At 59.1% G+C, this 17,766-nt stretch carries 11 protein-coding genes; 3 read left to right on the forward strand and 8 right to left on the reverse strand.

Translation table 11 applies throughout. The features are described 5' to 3' along the window. Positions 1-9: 9 nt before the first annotated feature. Positions 10-867 carry an urease accessory protein UreD gene (locus C1949_RS06200; RefSeq protein WP_104737605.1) on the reverse strand — a complete coding sequence of 286 codons (858 nt, stop codon included), beginning with the start codon at positions 865-867 and terminating at the stop codon, positions 10-12. 288 nt (positions 868-1,155) lie between these two features. Here C1949_RS06200 and rnk point away from each other — a divergent pair, with 288 nt between their 5' ends. Beyond that, on the forward strand, positions 1,156-1,563 hold the full coding sequence (gene rnk / locus C1949_RS06205) for a nucleoside diphosphate kinase regulator (protein ID WP_104737606.1): 408 nt from the start codon (positions 1,156-1,158) through the stop codon (positions 1,561-1,563). Between the two features lie 33 nt (positions 1,564-1,596). On the opposite strand, the gene C1949_RS06210 is transcribed toward rnk, so the two are convergent. After that, positions 1,597-3,171 (reverse strand): DNA recombination protein RmuC, encoded by a 1,575-nt coding sequence (locus C1949_RS06210; RefSeq protein ID WP_104737607.1) that lies wholly within the window; start codon positions 3,169-3,171, stop codon positions 1,597-1,599. 58 nt (positions 3,172-3,229) lie between these two features. Then, positions 3,230-4,702: a helicase HerA-like domain-containing protein gene (locus C1949_RS06215; RefSeq protein ID WP_104737608.1), complete on the reverse strand. Its 1,473-nt coding sequence runs from the start codon at positions 4,700-4,702 to the stop codon at positions 3,230-3,232. A gap of 261 nt (positions 4,703-4,963) precedes the next feature. Here C1949_RS06215 and C1949_RS06220 point away from each other — a divergent pair, with 261 nt between their 5' ends. Together C1949_RS06220 and C1949_RS06225 are read left to right on the forward strand one after the other, a co-directional pair. Further along, a complete protein-coding gene (locus C1949_RS06220) occupies positions 4,964-6,724 on the forward strand; it encodes a DUF1302 domain-containing protein (protein WP_104737609.1) in 1,761 nt (586 codons plus the stop codon). Positions 6,725-6,742: 18 nt separating this feature from the next. Next, positions 6,743-8,116 carry a DUF1329 domain-containing protein gene (locus C1949_RS06225; protein WP_229744348.1) on the forward strand — a complete coding sequence of 458 codons (1,374 nt, stop codon included), beginning with the start codon at positions 6,743-6,745 and terminating at the stop codon, positions 8,114-8,116. 166 nt (positions 8,117-8,282) lie between these two features. On the opposite strand, the gene C1949_RS06230 is transcribed toward C1949_RS06225, so the two are convergent. From C1949_RS06230 to C1949_RS06250, 5 genes are all read right to left on the reverse strand, one after another. Next, a complete protein-coding gene (locus tag C1949_RS06230; protein ID WP_104737610.1) occupies positions 8,283-10,991 on the reverse strand; it encodes a LuxR C-terminal-related transcriptional regulator in 2,709 nt (902 codons plus the stop codon). A gap of 215 nt (positions 10,992-11,206) precedes the next feature. After that, positions 11,207-13,285, reverse strand: a complete 2,079-nt coding sequence (locus C1949_RS06235) for a PQQ-dependent dehydrogenase, methanol/ethanol family (RefSeq protein WP_104737611.1) — start codon at positions 13,283-13,285, stop codon at positions 11,207-11,209. 47 nt (positions 13,286-13,332) lie between these two features. Next, positions 13,333-14,127, reverse strand: coding sequence for an alpha/beta fold hydrolase (locus C1949_RS06240; protein WP_104737612.1), 795 nt, complete (start codon positions 14,125-14,127; stop codon positions 13,333-13,335). Between the two features lie 466 nt (positions 14,128-14,593). Then, a complete protein-coding gene (locus C1949_RS06245; RefSeq protein ID WP_104737613.1) occupies positions 14,594-15,292 on the reverse strand; it encodes a TSCPD domain-containing protein in 699 nt (232 codons plus the stop codon). An 82-nt stretch (positions 15,293-15,374) separates the two neighbouring features. Then, complete coding sequence (locus C1949_RS06250; RefSeq protein WP_104737614.1) at positions 15,375-17,528, reverse strand: adenosylcobalamin-dependent ribonucleoside-diphosphate reductase; 2,154 nt, start codon at positions 17,526-17,528, stop codon at positions 15,375-15,377. Positions 17,529-17,766: the final 238 nt, after the last annotated feature.

Here is a 17,766-nt window from a genome sequence, read left to right on the forward strand (position 1 = left end):
GGCTCCATCTCAAGTGTTCCAGATGCGTGGTGCACAGGGTTCACGGCCGTTGATCAACGGACGCAGCTGCCGCCACAGACGAATAAAGGTATTGCGCGCATGCTCGGCATGCAGGCCGAGATAACGCCCAATCAGCAGCCCGTTGCGCTGGGTCAGCGCCAGCTCCGGGCAATCGGTCAAGCTTTCACGCAGATCATCCATCTGCTGGCGGTCCAGCTGCACAGTCGCCAGCCAGGTACCACTGACGCCACAGCCGCCAAGTCCCCAGCGGGCTGCCAACAACGGATCGCCACCGACGAACTGGTTGCGTTCGATGTAGATCGGCCGGCCATCGCGCCAGACATCCAGACGCTGGTCAACCTGACCATAGTTGAAGCCCTCACCTGCTGCCGGGCGCCCAAGGCAGAGCAAATCCCAGGCCACGCAGCGGGCATCAGCGGCAAGATCGATGCGGGTGATCATGCGCGCGTTGCAGCCCTCGAAGGCGATGGTGTCCTGCGGAAGGTATTCAAGGCTGCTGCCAGGCGCCAGCGAGAACCGATTGTGCTGCACCTGCAGGGTACCGTTATCACGGGCCCGGTAGAACTTGCCGGAGGATGGCGTAGTCAGGACAGTACAAGCGTTCTCCTGCATGTCGGCCTGCAGACGCAGATTGTCGCCACTGACCAGCCCGCCCGGTGGGTGCAAAATGTACAAATGCGGGCAATCAACCCCTTCCGGAGTAAACGGACGCTGCACGCGCAACGGGCCGCGGTGACTGGTGTGAGCCAGCTGGGTGCGCGCGCCGCATCGCACAAAACCAAGCCGCAACCCGGCCTGCCAGTTCAATGCGCTGTCATGCTGCTCAAGGTGCCAGGCGTGTGTCATGCGTACTCGTTTCCAACCCAATATCGGTTTTTACAGAGCAAGTGCCATGCCACATAAGCGCTCCCGAGTTCCGGGGGATGCACGAGGACGGCGCAGTGAGGCGCGCACCAATTCAGGTCACTGACCATTTGGACAGCTTTCTTATGCACTACTCTGGAGCACAATTGGAAACATTCACCGCCTTGCAACTCAGCGTCAATCTGTTAGGGTCGACAGGTCGGCGTCCTGTCGACGTTTTCCCTTACCTTATTTTTACCCAACTCTGATCAAGGAGTAGTGCCGTTCGCCATGAACAAATCCCCTGCAATCGTCTTGACCCGTCTGGATGTTCAACGCCTGGAGAAGGTAATGGCCGATATACCGGCCCCGCTGGAAATGCTCGAAGCGCTGGAGGACGAACTGCTGCGCGCACGCGTCATCAGCCACCGACAGATTCCCAAGGACGTGGTTACGATGAACTCGACGGTGCGTTTCATTGACGAGGCCAGCGATCGGGAGTTTGTGCTGACCCTGGTCTACCCGGAACAGGCTGGCCGCCCCGGCACCATTTCCGTGCTCGCGCCGGTTGGCATGGCGCTGCTGGGCCTGAAGATCGGTCAGAGCATCAACTGGCAGGGCCCGGCCGGGCGGCCCCTGCGGCTGAAAATTATCGATGTGCTCTATCAGCCAGAAGCCAATGGTGATTTCCACCTCTGATGCATTTGCCCCAGCCCGGGGCAATGCACTGTATCAGGGCGTCTCTTCGCCGCGTTCGTGCGACAGCTCCAGCGCGGCTCGCTCGGTCCACTCCTCACTCAGCTCTGCCTTGACCGAGACGCCCAGTTCCTTGAACTCGTTGACCTGCTTGACCAGGTTGCCGCGTCCGTCGACCAGCTGGTCCCGCGCCTTGCGATAGGCCTGCGAGGCCTTGTCCAGACTGCTTTCAATGCCGTCCATGCTGGACAGAAAGGTGCGCAGCTTGTCGTGGATCTTGCCGGCGCGGTCGGCCAGCTCCGCGGTGTGCCGGTTCTGGTCTTCAAAGCGCCACAGCTGGCGCACGATATTCAGACTGGTCAGCAACGTGGTTGGAGTCGCCACCAGCACATTCTGTTCAATCGCCTTCTGGAACAGGCTCTCATCCGCCTTCAGCGCCTCAACAAAGGCCGATTCGATGGGGATGAACATGAACACCATCTCCGGCGCATTCAGCCCCGGCAGCTCAAAGTAGTTGCGATCCGACAGCTCGCGGATACGGTCGCTGACCGACTGCACGTGCTCGCTCAGGGCAATGCGCCGCTCGGCCTCGTCCTCGCTGTTGATATAGCGGGTGTAGGCGTTGAGCGACACCTTGGCGTCGATGATCAGGTGCTTGTCCTGCGGCAGGTAGACCAGCACGTCCGGACGCTGGCGTTTGCCTTCGGCGTTGTTGATGCTGACCTCACGCTGGAAGTCCTTGCCGGCGCGCAGCCCGGAGCGTTCCAGCACGTTCTCCAGAATCAGTTCGCCCCAGTTACCCTGGGTCTTTTTCTGGCCGCGTAGCGCGGTGCTCAGATCGTGGGCTTCCTGGGTAATCTGACGGTTCAGCTCCTTCAGGTGATTGAGCTCTGCCGCCAGCGTGGCCTGTTGCTGGGTGTCCTTGTGGTGGATATCCTCGACCTTCGCGCGGAACTGGTCGATCTGCTCACGGAAGGGTTTAAGCAGGGCGCCCAGCGACTGTTGACTGGTCTGCGAAAAAGCCTGCCCCTTGGCCTCAAAGATCTTGCCCGCCAGCTGTTCGAACTCCATCTTCAGCTGCTCACGGCTGTCCTTGAGCAGTTGCTGTTGCTCGGCAAAGTGCTGCTGCCGTTGTTCCAACGAGCTTTCCAGGGTGGAGTGACGCACCTTGAGTGCTTCGTGTTCCTGCTGCAGTTCATCCAATCGCCCCTGCAGACGCTGACGCTCGCTGCGCAGCTCCTCCAGCTGACGCCCCTGCTCTGTGCCCAGCGTTTGCGCACGCTCAGCCTGAAGTTGCCAGTATTGCTGCTGGGCCTGCTGCTCGCTGAGCCGCGACTGCAGCTGCTGCTGCTGCTCACGCAGCTCGGTCAGGGACTCCTGCAGGTGCTCAATGCGAGTCAGCTGTGCGCCGCGCTCACTGCCCTGCTGATGCAACTCCAGTTGGGCCTGCTGCGCGGTAATCTGCGCCTCCCCGAGCTGCGACTGCACCTCGCCAAGCTGCTCCTGCAGCGCGCTGCTGCGGCGCATTAACAGCCAGGCGGTAAGCCCCCAGCCAGCCAGCAATGCGAGGGAAAGCACAGGTAACAACAGAGTCAGATCAAGCGCGGGCATTCAATTCTCCTTTAACTGCCGCCATTATCCCTGTGCTCGCGACTGAATGTAACCGCCCTCAGCGACTGCGCAGTGAACCCAGCAATCCGCGTACTATCTGCCGGCCAAGCTGAGTGCCGATGGAGCTCATGGCGCTGCGGCCAAACGACGTGATCATGTCCGTCACTTCATCGGCCATGCTCTTTTCACGCCGGCTGCGCGTGGTGCCCTGTTTGCGCGTTTCCGGTTTTTCTTCTGACATCGAACGCTCGGCCTGCTGTTGCAGCAATTCATAGGCAGACTCGCGATCAACCAGCTCGTCGTACACTCCCTTGAGCGGTGAAGCGGCGAGCATGGCAGCGCGCTCGGCGTCCGTAATCGGCCCCATCTGACTGTCCGGCGGTCGCACCCACACGTGCTGCACGATGGACGGTGAGCCTTTTTCATCCAGAACAGAGACCAGCGCCTCACCCACGCCCAGTGCAGTGATCACGGCTTCGGTATCCAGATCCGGATTGGCGCGGAAGGTCTGGGCCGCAGCACGGACGGCTTTCTGGTCTCGCGGGGTAAACGCGCGCAGCGCGTGTTGCACCCGGTTGCCTAGCTGCGCCAGCACGGTATCCGGCAGGTCGAGCGGGCTCTGGGTTACAAAATACACTCCCACGCCCTTGGAACGGATAAGACGCACGACCTGTTCGATACGATCCAGCAACGCCTTGGGCGTGTCATTGAACAACAGGTGGGCCTCGTCGAAGAACAGTACAAACCGGGGCTTGTCGGCATCGCCAACCTCCGGCAGTTGCTCAAACAGCTCGGACAGCAGCCACAGAAGGACACAGGCATAGCCCAGCGGGCTCTCCCGATACAGACGCTCGGCATGCAGGATATTGACCACGCCCTGACCGTGCTCGTCGACCTGGAGAAAGTCATCCAGCGAGACGGCAGGCTCGCCAAACAACTGCTCCCCGCCCTGTTGCTCCAGGCGCAGCAACGAGCGCTGGATAGCACCAACGCTGGCTGGCGAGATATTGCCGTAGCGTGGCCCCAGCTCGGCACGGTGCTCGTGGACATGATTGAGCATCGCCCGGAGGTCTTTCATGTCGAGCAGCAGCCAGCCCTGATCATCAGCGACCCGGAACAGAATATCGATGATGCCGCTCTGGGTTTCATTCAGCCCCAACAGCCGCGACAGCAATTGCGGCCCTAGCTCGGAGATGGTCAGGCGCAGCGGGTGCCCTTTCTCACCATACACATCCCAAAACACTACCGACGCGCCTTTGGGTTCCAGCGCCTCAATACCGACGCGCAGCGCGCGCTGCTGAAGCTTTTCCGACACTACACCCGGTTTGGCAATGCCCGAGAAGTCGCCCTTGATATCAGGGACCAGCACCGGGACACCCAGTTGCGAGAAAGCCTGTGCCAGCACCTGCAATGTGATCGTTTTGCCAGTGCCGGTTGCGCCTGCAATCAGCCCGTGGCGGTTGGCCATACGCGGCTCTATGGCAACCGTTCCCTCTGCATTACCGCCGATCAACAACGCTCTGGTAGTCATTTCCCACTCTCCGTTGGTCTGGCTCGACACCCGCCCGCATTATGGACGAGCGGCGTTTCCCTGTAAGCACCCCATCCCCCGCCGCTCCCCCATTAGGGGGGGATAAACAGAAAAAGTATCGGCATAGAGTCAAATCCAGCGGCAGAACCGCCTTCGAGCACTGCTGCGAGCCTGGGATCCTCAATAACAACAAGCGCCCGGCGCGAGGACAACATGAAAAACATAAAAACAAGAAAGCTCTTACAGTGCAGCCTAAAACCCATGGTAGTCGCCATCGCAATGGCCTCAGCGCTGCCCGCGCATGCGGTGCGATTTGATATTGGTGACATCGAAGGACAGTTCGACTCAAGCATTTCCATCGGCTCCAGCTGGGCAACTGCCAGCCCCGACAAAGACTTCATCTGGGCCAATAGCGGTGGCAATGCAAACGCTGCCAACACCGACGATAACCGGCTGAACTTCGACAAGGGCGATGCGTTCTCCACGATCTTCAAGGGCATCCACGACCTGTCGCTGCAATACGGGGACACCGGTGTATTTCTGCGTGGCAAGTACTGGTACGACTTCGAGTTGAAGGACGGCCATCAGGACCTTTACGACATCAGTGACGACAACCGCAAGACTGCCGCCAAGGCATCCGGCATTCAGCTACTGGATGCCTTCCTCTACCACAACTACACCATTGGCGACATGCCGGGCTCAGTGCGTATCGGTAAACAGGTGGTGAGCTGGGGTGAAAGCACCTTTATTCAGAACGGCATCAACAGCATCAACCCCATCGACGTTGCCGCGTTCCGCCGTCCCGGTGCCGAGATCAAGGAAGGTCTGATCCCGGTCAATATGCTCTATCTGTCGCAGAGCCTGACTGACAACCTGGGCATGGAAGCGTTCTACCAGTTGGAGTGGGATCAGACCGTCATCGACAACTGCGGCACCTTTTTCTCACCGAGCGACACCCTGGCTGACGGTTGCTATCAGGTCGGCGTTGGTGGCAGTCAGAACGGCGCCAACGGCGACCCGACGTTTGTCTACCTGCCACGCGCTGGGGACCGTGACGCCAAGGATGAGGGTCAGTTTGGTGTGTCCTTCCGCTACTACGCCGAGCAGCTGAATCAGACCGAGTTTGGCCTGTATTTCATGAACATTCACAGCCGCTTACCGACCTATAACACCATTTCTGCCGGCAACGGCGGCGCTCCGACACCGATTGGAGCAGAACCCAATAACCAGACCGGGCAAGTTGATGTGCCTTTGCTGGGTAACTACTTCCTCGCCTACCCGGAAGATATCCGTATCTACGGTGTAAGCTTCCAGACCAACGTCGGCGGCACGGCACTGTCTGGCGAAGTCAGCTACCGGCCAAACCAGCCAGTCCAGATCAGTTCGAACGACTTGACCGGAGCCGCGCTGACAAACCACATCAGCCCGATCAATACCAGCGGCCACGTTCCTGGCGCATCGTTGGGTTCAACCATTCCCGCCGGCACAGTGATTCAGGGTTATACCCGCATGCCTGTAACGCAAGCACAGGTAACCGCCATCAGAATTTTTGACAACATTCTGGGTGCCCGCAGCATGACGGTGATTGGCGAGGTTGGCTACAACCACATCAGCGGCATCAAGAGAGGTCTTGATGAGCTGCGCTATGGTCGCGATTCGCTGTACGGATCCGGTCCACTTCCACTCGGTGCCTGTGAGGCCGTGCTCAATGCCGCTGACCCGTCCGATTGTACCTACGACGGTTTCTACACCAGCAGTTCCTGGGGCTACCGAGCACTGGTCAACATGGAGTACGAAGGCTTCGCTGGCGTGGCACTCAAGCCCAGCTTTGCGTTTTCCCACGACGTCAACGGCACTGGCCCGAACTTTGTTGAAGGTTCAATGGCCGCCAGCGTCGGTCTGACCGGCGTTTACAACAACAAGTACAACGCCAGCATCAACTACACCAACTTCTTCGGTGGAGACTATAACCCGAACACAGACCGCGATTTCGTGGCTGTCAGCGTCGGCGTTAACTTCTAATAAGAAACGGAGCAAGCAATGAAAAAGATTCCTAAACGATCCCTTCAGCTTCTCGGCGGCGCCATGCTCAGCGCGCTGGCGCTGTCAGTCAGTGCTGCCGTCTCGCCCGACGAGGCTGCCAAGCTGCAAACCACCCTGACCCCGATGGGCGCGGAACGTGCCGGCAACGCCAGCGGCACCATCCCGGCCTGGACCGGCGGTATGGCCAAAGACGCTGCGGCGGTTGATTCGGATGGTTTTTATGCCGACCCCTTTGCCGGCGACCAGCCACTGTACACCGTCTCCGCCGCCAATATGGATCAGTACGCCGACATGCTCACCGACGGGCAGAAGGCGATGCTCAAGCGCTATCCTGACACCTACAAGCTGCGCGTTTTCGAGACCAACCGCAGCGCCACCGTGCCCCAGGAAGTGTTTGATGCCATTGCCCGCAACGCCGTCAACACAACGCTGGCCGAAGGTGGCAACGGTCTCGAGAATTTCGACACAGCCTACCCCTTTCCTATTCCGCAGAATGGCGTTGAGGTGATCTGGAACCACATTACCCGTTACCGTGGCGGTAGTTTCACCCGCGTCATGGCACAGGCCACCCCGCAAGCAAATGGCTCGAACACCATGGTGATCCTGCAGGATGAGTTCTGCTTTGCCACCGCACTGACCGATTACGGCCCGAAGATCTCCGATAATCTGATGTTCTATTTCACCCAGCGCATCCTGTCACCGTCGCGTCTGGCCGGTGACGTCCTGCTGGTGCACGAAAACATCAACCAGTTTAAGGAGCCGCGCGCCGCCTGGATGTACAACGCCGGTCAGCGTCGTGTACGCCGTGCGCCCCAGGTCGCCTATGACGGCCCGGCGTTCAGCGCTGACGGTACTCGGGTATCGGACAACTACGACCTCTACAACGGCTCACCGGACCGCTACAACTGGAAACTGGTCGGCAAGCGCGAGCTGTTGATTCCGTACAACAACTTTGCCATCGCCTCGCGCGACATTGAGTACGATCAGATCATCCAGCCGGGCCATATCAACCAGGACCTGGTGCGCTACGAAGTGCACCGCGTTTGGGAGGTTGAAGCGACCCTGAAGGAAGGTCAACGCCACGTCTACGCCAAGCGTCACTTCTTCATTGATGAGGATAACTGGCAGGCAGGTGCGATCGATCACTATGACGGCCGCGGCGGACTGTGGCGCGTGGCAGAGGCGATTGCAATGCAACGGTTTGACCAGCAAGTGCCAGGTTACGCCATCGAAACCCTGTATGACCTGCAAAACGGTCGCTACATGGCACTGGGCATGACCAATGAGGAGCGTAAGAACTACGACTTCAGCTTCCGAGCGTCGTCGGCAGACTTTACTCCCAACGCGCTGCGGGCATCCGGTATTCGCTGATATCTGAGCAGCACCGGGCCCCTGTCGTTTCCGCTGCTCCGGACGACAGGGGCTTTCTTTTTTCAGCTGCCCTGAACGCAACCCAAAGCAGCCAGCGGAACGGTCCGCACACAAATAGCGGGAGCGGCCATCAGACCGCCCCGTATCGAAGGTTAAAAGTAAAACGTCAGACCAATGCGTACTGCTGCAGCATGACCGCAGCCTGGGCACGATTGTCCACTTTCAATTTGGCGAAGATGTTTTTCATGTGCGACTTGATCGTCTCGGGCGTCACATTCAGGTCGCGGGCAATCTGTTTGTTTGACTTGCCCTCAGCAACCAGCTGTACCACCTGACGCTCCTTGACCGTCAGCGCCAGCAACGCCTCGCTGCCCCCTACTCCCTCACCCTGTACATCAATGCCCAGCAACTCAGTGGCCAGTTGCTGCAAGGGCACCGGGCAATGCCGGACAAACAGCCCACAGGCATCCTGGCTGGGCAGATCACTCAAAAGACTGACCATGCCAGTATCCTTGACGAGCTGCAGTACCGAACCCAATAACGGAGTTGCAACATCCACTCCGCGCTCTCGACCCAATAACAGGCCGGTTACCGCCCCCAGTTCTGCGTAGTAGAGGCAAATTTCGGCACTCTCGAGCCGCGCCAGCATCTGCTCGGCCTGATCCAGCAACTCAGGCTCGCAGCGCTCAACCTCCAATGCCAGCCAAAGTCGCGACAGCAACGCGAAGTATTCACGGTCCAACCACTGATCCGGCCATTCAAGGCTGGCCAGTTGCTGCAGCATGCTGCAGCAAACGCGGGCTTCGCGCGGCTTGCGTTCCAGCAGATGCAGGCGTACCCGCTCCAACAACGCCCGCGACTGCAAGCGCGGCCAGTCCCGAGCCAACGCCAGCGATTCCAGGTCGTCCAGCATGCGCCGAGCCTGGGCAAATCGGCCCTGATGGGCCAACAAACGCACTTGAGCCATATATGCAAAGGCAGTGCACTCGATGAAACTGCCAGCCTTGATATAGGGCATACACTCCTGCAACAGCGCCTCGGCCTCGGTGAACTCGCCGCGCAGGTAGTGCCCCGTGGCACTGAACCCCTTGGGTAGTGCGGTCAGCACCGGATTCGGCTGGCGCAGGTTGCAGGCAAACAGCTCGGCAGCCTCCTCCACCAGACCATCAAGCGTTGCCATACCCTGCACAATGCGTCCCTGGTAAAACTCGCTCAAAGCATACAGCGACTTGCGATAGCACTCGTGCATGAAATAGCCGCGATTGCCCTCACCAATGCCCTGCGTCGGCGGCAAAGCGTACATCTGGTCCCAGCGGCAAGACCGCATGTGCGCGGCACAAATGACATTGACCAGTACATTCTGGGCCCAGGCCGTGCAATGTCCCGACTCAAAACAGGCGACAGCAAGCGGAGCAGCATGGGCAAATCGATCATCCAGCGCCAGCACCATGGCTTTGATTGCCTGGACCTCCCAATGCATGGCAACCGCCTCGTCACCAACCGCCAACTGACGAATTTCGGCCTCCAATTCATCAGCAAGGCGCATTGCAGTACCGTGCTCCAACGCCAGCCCCATTGCCCAAGCACGGGTAATCTTGAGCGGCACTGAGCTGTCACCCGGCTGTGCTTTCCAGCGTTTTTCCAGCAACATCAGCGTACTGAAATCACCCTGTTCCATGAGGATGCTGGCGCATTCCTGCATCCACGCACGTAGCTGTGCAACGTCTCCGCTGTCCATTCCCAACTGAATGGCGTCAAACCAGAGTTCCCGTTCGGCGAACCATCTGGCTGCCTTGAGCAGGAATGCGCGCGCCGCTACTTCGTCGTGACTGAAGGAAGCCGTCCGCAAATGCTCACGGAACATCGGATGCAAACTGAACCAGCTGTCCTGCTCATCCAGCACATTCAGAAACAGCTGACGTCGACGCAGCAACGCCAGCAGCTCCTCCGCAGCATGGTCACCAAACAGGGTGCGCAATAACGCGGGGCTGAATTTGTCCAGCAGGCCCAGAAAACACAGGCAACGACAGGTCGCCTCATCCAGCTGGACCAGGATGTCGTCAAACAGGCTGGCGATACTGCGCGGCAGCTGTCGTGTACCGGTCGAGTTTGGTGTCAGCAGATAAGCGCGTAGTGCCGCAATCCAGCCATCCGCCACAGCCTGTATGCTGCAGAGGTCACCGCCCTGCTCTGGCTGCAAACCGCCCTTACGCAAGAGGTCTCGCGTCTCCTCAGGCTCAAAGCGCAGCATCGCCGCATCGACTTCAAGACGCTCATCAGCGTAGAAGTGCTCAACGATGGCTTCAGGCAGGTCCCGGCGACCGATAAAGACCATGTGCACATGCTCTGGTGCGCGATGCACCAGAAAGCGCAGCGCCTCAACCAGCACAGTGTCATCAATACAGTGATAGTCATCCAGAAACAGCGTAATCGGCTCCGGCTGCTGCTCCAGCTCACTCATCAGCCAGCTGGCCAGAACCTGGGGGCTGTGTTGACTGGCGTCCACCTCCAGACAACGCGTTCCCACAGCAGGACAAACACGGTTTATCGCCGCACTAAGATAGTAGAGAACCCGCTGGGCACTATCGTCTTCGGTATCCAGCGATAGCCAGGCAACCGCATGCCCCGACGCAGTAAGCCGCTCTGCCCAGATGGTAGCCAACGTTGTTTTGCCAAACCCGGGTGGGGCTTCGAGAATCGCGAGCCGACGTTCGCTCAGCTGTTCAGCGAATTGCTCAAGACGAGGGCGTGGAAGAATGCCGCGACCGCGACGCGGAGGCGTGATCTTGGTCATCAGCAGCACTGGTAGATCGGCACCCCGGTTCTGCACGGGGGAGGATTGCGGGGCAATCCAGGCCACCTGTTTCCTGTTCATGAAGTCGATCCATGCCGAGCACGGGCTGCGTAAGGCAGCCTCTTTTTGTTATTAACACCATCCACCTTAGCAGGCAGATAGCAGCGTGCACAGCAAGTCAGCCTGAATGCGATCGTGAGGCAGCCGGCTGCCGCTGGCTACCTCATCATACGAACCACCCTCTTTAGAGTAAATACTCAATTGGCAATATCAGTCATACCCTGACCACCGACCGCTTATTCGGCCTCGGTCTGCTTGGCTGACATCCAACTCTCGTATTCACGCTGCATGATATAGAGCTTGATCTGCTGCGCTTGCTCGGCAGAGAGGCTGTCTGCGAACGACGCCATACCCTTGTTCTGAAAGGCCCCATGCAACACGATCGCCTCCCAGGCGTCACGAATGGCGTCGCTGGAGTAACGCAGATCCGGCAGAATACCGTTACCTACGGTACCCACGCCGTGGCAGATCATGCAGTAGGACGCATACAGATCAGAGCCGGCATCAATATCACTGGCAGCGGCCACCACAGGCTGCGGCACCCGATCAGGCAGCGGCGCGGCTGCCGGCGGTGCAGACAGCTGCGCCTTGCCGCCCAGCTTGAACACCATCATTCGGCTAACGTTGCGCGCTCCGGCAGCTTGCACTGCATCACCGCCGAACAATCCGCCAGACCCACCCCAGCCAGCCATCAGCGCAATGTACTGCTCACCGTTGTGCTGGTAGGTCATAGGGGCGGCAATTACCCCGGTCTGGGTCGGAAAGTGCCAAAGCGGCGCCCCCATATCGGCACTGTACGCCTCAAGCTGACCAGCCGAGGTGCCCTGAAAAACCAGATTACCTGCGGTCACCAGCGTACCGCCGTTCCAGTGATTGGGCCGCTCGACGCGCCAGGCCGGCGCCTGTTTTACCGGGTCCCAGGCGATCAGCGCACCCGTTGCGTACTCGCGCGGCAACTCCCTGTTTTCAAGACCCGCGCCCGTGTTGAAACCGTTATGAACGACGAAGTCCCCCCCCTCATTGGCGTAGGTTGCCGGCATTTCCTGATATGGAATGTAGACCAACCCGGTCAGAGGGCTGTAGGACATCGAATGCCAATTATGCGCACCTAGAGGACTCGGCCAGATGGTCACTGGCTCTCCACTCTCATAGCGCGAGCCCGGCACCTCGACCGGACGGCCGGTCGCCATATCAATCTTCTCAGCCCAGGTGACCTTGCCAAATTTCTCGGCCGACAACAGCTCGCCGGTGGCCCGATCAAGGACATAGAAGAACCCATTCTTCGGTGCCTGCATGATGACCTGACGCGGCTTGCCGTCAATTTCGAGCTCAGCCAGCGTCAGTTGCTGGGTTGCGGTGTAATCCCAGCTCTCGCCCGGAGTGCTCTGGTAATACCAGACCAGTTCCCCGGTTTCCGGCCGTAAGGCCAAAATCGACGACAGGTAGAGGTTGTCACCGCCACCGGGGCTGCGAATTTCGCGGTTCCAGGGCGAGCCGTTACCAGTGCCGACATACAGCAGGTTCAGCTTGGGGTCATAGGCCATGCTGTCCCAACTGGTGCCGCCACCACCCAGGTCCCAGCGCGTCTTGTCGCTCCAGGTTTTCAGGGCTTCTTCCAGTGCGGGTGTCGCCTGTGGGCCTTCTGCCGGATCGGACGGCACGGTGTAGAAGCGCCAGCGCATCTCGCCGGTCGCCGCGTCATAGGCGGAGAAGTAGCCACGGACTCCGTATTCAGCACCGCCATTACCGATCAGCACCATGTCATTCAGCACCCGCGGAGCACCGGTAATGGTGTAAGGCTTGCTTGGGTCGGTCGTCTGCTGCGTCCATACCGGCTCGCCCGTTTTCGCATCCAGCGCCACCAGGCGGCCATCCAGGGTGCCCACGTACACCTTGCCTTTCCACAGCGCCACGCCGCGGTTAACCGCGTCACAGCATGCATGCCGCGCGCCGGATTTATCGACACCTGGATCGTAGCTCCACAGGATATTGCCGGTCTCGGCATCAACAGCCAGTACCCGGCTCCAGGACAACGAGGTGTAAAGGACGCCTTCATGGTAAAGCGGGGTTGCCTCCAGCCCACGGGTGTTGTCGAGATCAATCGACCAAGCCAGCCCCAGCTGATCGACGTTTTCGGTGGTGATCTGCTGCAATGGACTGAAACGCTGCTGTGACCAGGTTCGATCGTAGCTCAGCCATTCGCTACCGTCGTTCTCGACCGCAAGCATGGCGGCGGTATCTACCACGCCAGCGTGCACCGCTGCGGCAATACCAAGCAGCGATGTAACCAGGGGAAAGGCAATCAACTTCTTCATGGGTATGACTCTTCTGTTGTTGTCGTTATTTTTCTGTTCGTTACTGCTCAACCGGCGCTCAGCGCAAATGCGTGAATGGCGTCCGCCACCTGAACGGGCTGCTCGAGCGCGAGCGAATGGCCCGCCCCAGTAATAACCTTGCACTCACCGTGTCCGGCGTATTCGACTATCTGCTTCGACAGAGCCTGGCTGTAGGCGTGGTCCTGTTCCCCTGCCAGTACCAGCAACGGCACGCGGAGGGATTTCAACTCGCTCAGTACACTGCTGCGATGAATCACCTCCATCGCTGCGGCGCCAATCTCCGGCCCCAACTGGCGCATCTGATTGCGCCAGTGCGCACATAGGGCGGTGTATTCAGGACTGCGCAGTGTGTGGTCGCCGAACATGATGTACATCAGGGTGTCGACCTGGTCGGCCGCTCCATCCTGTGCCAACTGCTGAACCAGCGGCTCAAACTCGGGCAACTGGTGCTCCAGGTCACCGCTGCTACCCATCACGATGCAGCCAGCCAAACGCTCGGGGGAACGCGCTGCCAGGCGCAGCGCGATAAAGCCCCCCATCGAGTTGCCAGCGAAGTAGCAAGGCGCCAGATCAAGTGCATCAATCAACGCCACCGCATCGTCAGTCAGGGTATCCATATCAAGCGTCCCACTTCGACTGCTGAGGCCCTGTCCACGATGGTCGTAGGCCAGAATCTCAAAGTGCGGGTGCAATAGCTCAATCAACGGCTGAAACATCCGCCAGTCAAAAAAAAGCGAATGACTGAGCACCAGCACCGGTTTACCCGGTTGGGGGAAGCGTTCGAAGTGCAGACGGACATCATTCACCGTCAGATAGGCCATGGGGCAGGCTCCGCGTCATCTTTCGAAGCTTGATGCTAGGGACAGGGGCTAAACGGGTTCACCCCCCCTGTTGGGGGATATGGGGCAAATGAATGACCGGCAACAGCGGAGAGCCGCTGTCGCAAGCGACAAGCAAAACCAAGCTGGAAGCCAAGAGTTTGTGTCTGAGGTTGAGCAAAGAGAAGAACGTTACCCCTGTTGCGCGGTAGTCCCTGACTTGCAGCTTGGGCCGCACCCGTCTTTAGGGACGCCACATGTCGCGTCCGCCACGGATAAACATCAGCCACCCACGCCCAACCAAAACGTCCGGCTTGGCTCTGCTTTTTGCTTTTTGCTTTTTGCTTTTTGCTTTTTGCTTGGGGCTTGGGGCTTGGGGCTTGGGGCTTGGGGCTTGCAACAGCGGCTTGCGGCTCAAAAAAAACGCGCCCCGAAGGACGCGTTATTTAGGCGCTGAGAGCGAGCTTGATCAGCCGCACTTGCTATCGCCGCAGGCCAGGCAGGTCAGGCAGCCGTCCATCTGAATCGCAGCCTTGGTGTGGCACTTGCCACACATCTGAGCACCTTCCGGGTAGGCAGAAGCGCTGTCATCACAGTCTGCTTCGGTCTGGCCCTGCGGCTTCAGACTGGCGAACTCGGCACGCTTCTGCTCAAGATACGCCTGCTGATGCTCGTCCATTTCGTCCTTGATCATGCCAATACGCTTGAGGTGCTGGTCCAGCACATCGCCGATTTCAGCCACCAGCGAAGGGCTCCAGCGGCCACCGCGCTTCATGTAACCGCCCTTGGGATCGAACACGCTGCGCAGCTCTTCAACCAGGAAGGTGCAGTCACCGCCCTTGCGAAACACAGCAGAGATAATCAGCGTCAGGGCTGAGATCCACTGGTAGTGTTCCATATTCTTCGAGTTGATGAAGATTTCGAAGGGACGACGTGTCTCGTGGTCGCTGCCGGAGTTGAGCACGACGTCGTTGATGGTGACGTAGATCGCGTGCTCCGAGGTCGGAGTCTTGATCTTGTAGGTCGAGCCCTCAAGAAACTCGGGGCGCTTGAGCTTCTCGTGCATTTCTTCGATCGCCGGAGCGGCCTTGGCTTCCGGCGCCTTGGCCGGTTCATCAGGTTTGACTACAGCATAGTCGACGATCTTGCTGTTGATCTTCAGTGCCATGTCTTTCACTTCCTCGCCACGCGTCTGCGCGGCCGATTCATCAGATTTGCGAACTACCGAGTGCCGCCGAAGCGGCACGGGTTCAGAATTTGCCGTAGTAGCCTTCTTTCAGGGCATCGTACAGGTTGGCAGCGGTATGCAGCTCACCATCATACTCGATCTCGTCACCACCCTTGGCCTCGATGAAAGTGCCATCGTCCAGCTTGAAGCGGTAGGTGGTGTTGGCCAGATCCTGCTCCTTCACGAGTACGCCCTGGAACGCTTCCGGGTTAAAGCGGAAGGTAGTGCAACCCTTCAGGCCCTTGTGGAAGGCGTACATGTAGATGTCCTTGAAGGACTCATACGGGTAATCGGTCGGTACGTTAGCGGTCTTGGAGATCGACGAGTCAATCCACTTCTGCGCCGCAGCCTGGACGTCAACGTGCTGGGTCGGGGACACGTCATCAGCGGCGATGAAGTACTCCGGCAGGTTGCGGGACTCGGCATCCATGCTCGGCAGCGCATCGGCGTTGATGAAATGACGGTAGGCCAGCAGCTCGAAGCTGAACACGTCTACCTTTTCCTTCGACTTCTTGCCTTCGCGGATCACGTTGCGGAAGTAGTGGTGCGCGAAGCTCGGCTCAATGCCGTTGGACGCGTTATTGGCCAGCGACAGCGAAATGGTACCGGTCGGCGCAATGGAGCTGTGGTGAGTGAAGCGAGAGCCTTTTTCGGCCAGCGCTGCAGCCAGTTCGGCATCTTCACCTGCTACCTGCTGCATGTAACGGCTGTACTTGGCCCAAAGCACCTTACCAGCCAATGTATCACCCGCTTTGATGCCATCTGCGACCATTTCCGGACGCTTCGCCAGCATCGCCTCGGTCACCACGAACTCTTCGTCCATGATCGGTGCAGCGCCCTTCTCTTCTGCCAGCGCCAGACCGGTGCGCCAGCCCTGCATGGCCATCTCGCGGGAAACCTGCTCAGTGAACTCAAGGGAGTCGGCTTCGCCATACTTCATACGCAGCATGGTCATGGTAGAGCCCAGACCGAGGAAGCCCATGCCGTGACGACGTTTGCGGTAAATTTCGTTGCGCTGCTGCTCCAGCGGCAGACCGTTGATCTCAACCACGTTGTCCAGCATGCGGGTAAAGATATCAACGACGCGACGGTACTCATCCCAGTCGAAGCGCGCCTTGTCGGTGAACGGATCGCGGACAAACAGGGTCAGGTTGATAGAGCCCAGCAGGCAGGCACCATACGGCGGCAGCGGCTGCTCGCCACAAGGGTTGGTCGCACGAATTTCCTCGCAGAACCAGTTGTTGTTCATCTCGTTGACACGGTCAATCAGGATGAAGCCGGGCTCGGCGAAGTCGTAGGTGGAACTCATGATCATGTCCCAGATACGACGTGCCTTCATGGTGCGGAAGATACGGCAGGCAACCAGACCATCTTCACGGCTGACATAGCGCTCATTGCTCGGCCACTCGCGCCAGATCACCTGTTCAGCGTCGTTGACATCAACGCCGTCCGCTTCCATTTCAGCCTGATTCAGCGGGAATGCCAGCTGCCAGTCGGCATCGGCCTCAACCGCCTTCATGAATTCTTCTGTGATCAGCAGCGACAGGTTGAACTGACGCAGACGCCCGCCTTCACGCTTAGCGCGAATGAAGTCCATCACGTCCGGATGACCAACATCAAAGGTCGCCATCTGGGCGCCACGACGGCCACCGGCAGAGGACACGGTAAAGCACATCTTGTCGTAGATATCCATGAACGACAGCGGGCCGGACGTATAGGCACCGGCGCCAGAGACGTAGGCACCTTTCGGGCGCAAAGTGGAGAACTCGTAGCCGATACCACAGCCTGCCTTCAGGGTCAGGCCAGCTTCGTGCAGCTTGGCAAGAATATCGTCCATCGAGTCACCGATGGTCGCAGACACGGTGCAGTTGATGGTCGATGTTGCCGGCTTGTGCTCAAGTGCACCGGCGTTGGAGGTAATACGGCCAGCCGGAATAGCGCCATGACGCAGAGCCCAGAGGAATTTCTCATACCACTCTTCACGCAGCTCCGGCGCTTCTACTTCAGACAGAGCACGTGCGACACGCTGGAAAGTCTCATCGACAGACTTGTCGATGGCGGTGCCGTCTTTGGTCTTGAGTCGGTATTTGGTATCCCAGATATCTTCTGACGCGGGCTGCAGGGGGATGCTGGTAACCACATTATGCAGGCGCTGCACCTTGGCTGTTTGACTCATTTCTGTCTCCTGAAATACGCGACCTGAACCACCATTCAGGGAAGCGCTGGTTAATTCCGCATGCCCTCTGGCGCTCAGGCCGAGCGCAATCAAGGCGTGGTTTCGAAGGTATGTCGGGACCTGTCGAGCAACCACAACACAGCGTGCGGCCTAGCTTGGTCGCCCCGCAGGGCGAGAGCGTGTGGAATTAATCAGCGCTTCCCAAGGGCTTGACGCAGAGGCTTTTGACCTGTACGCA

The sequence above is a fragment of the Halopseudomonas oceani genome, assembly GCF_002903165.1.
GTDB classification, from domain to species: Bacteria; Pseudomonadota; Gammaproteobacteria; order Pseudomonadales; family Pseudomonadaceae; genus Halopseudomonas; species Halopseudomonas oceani.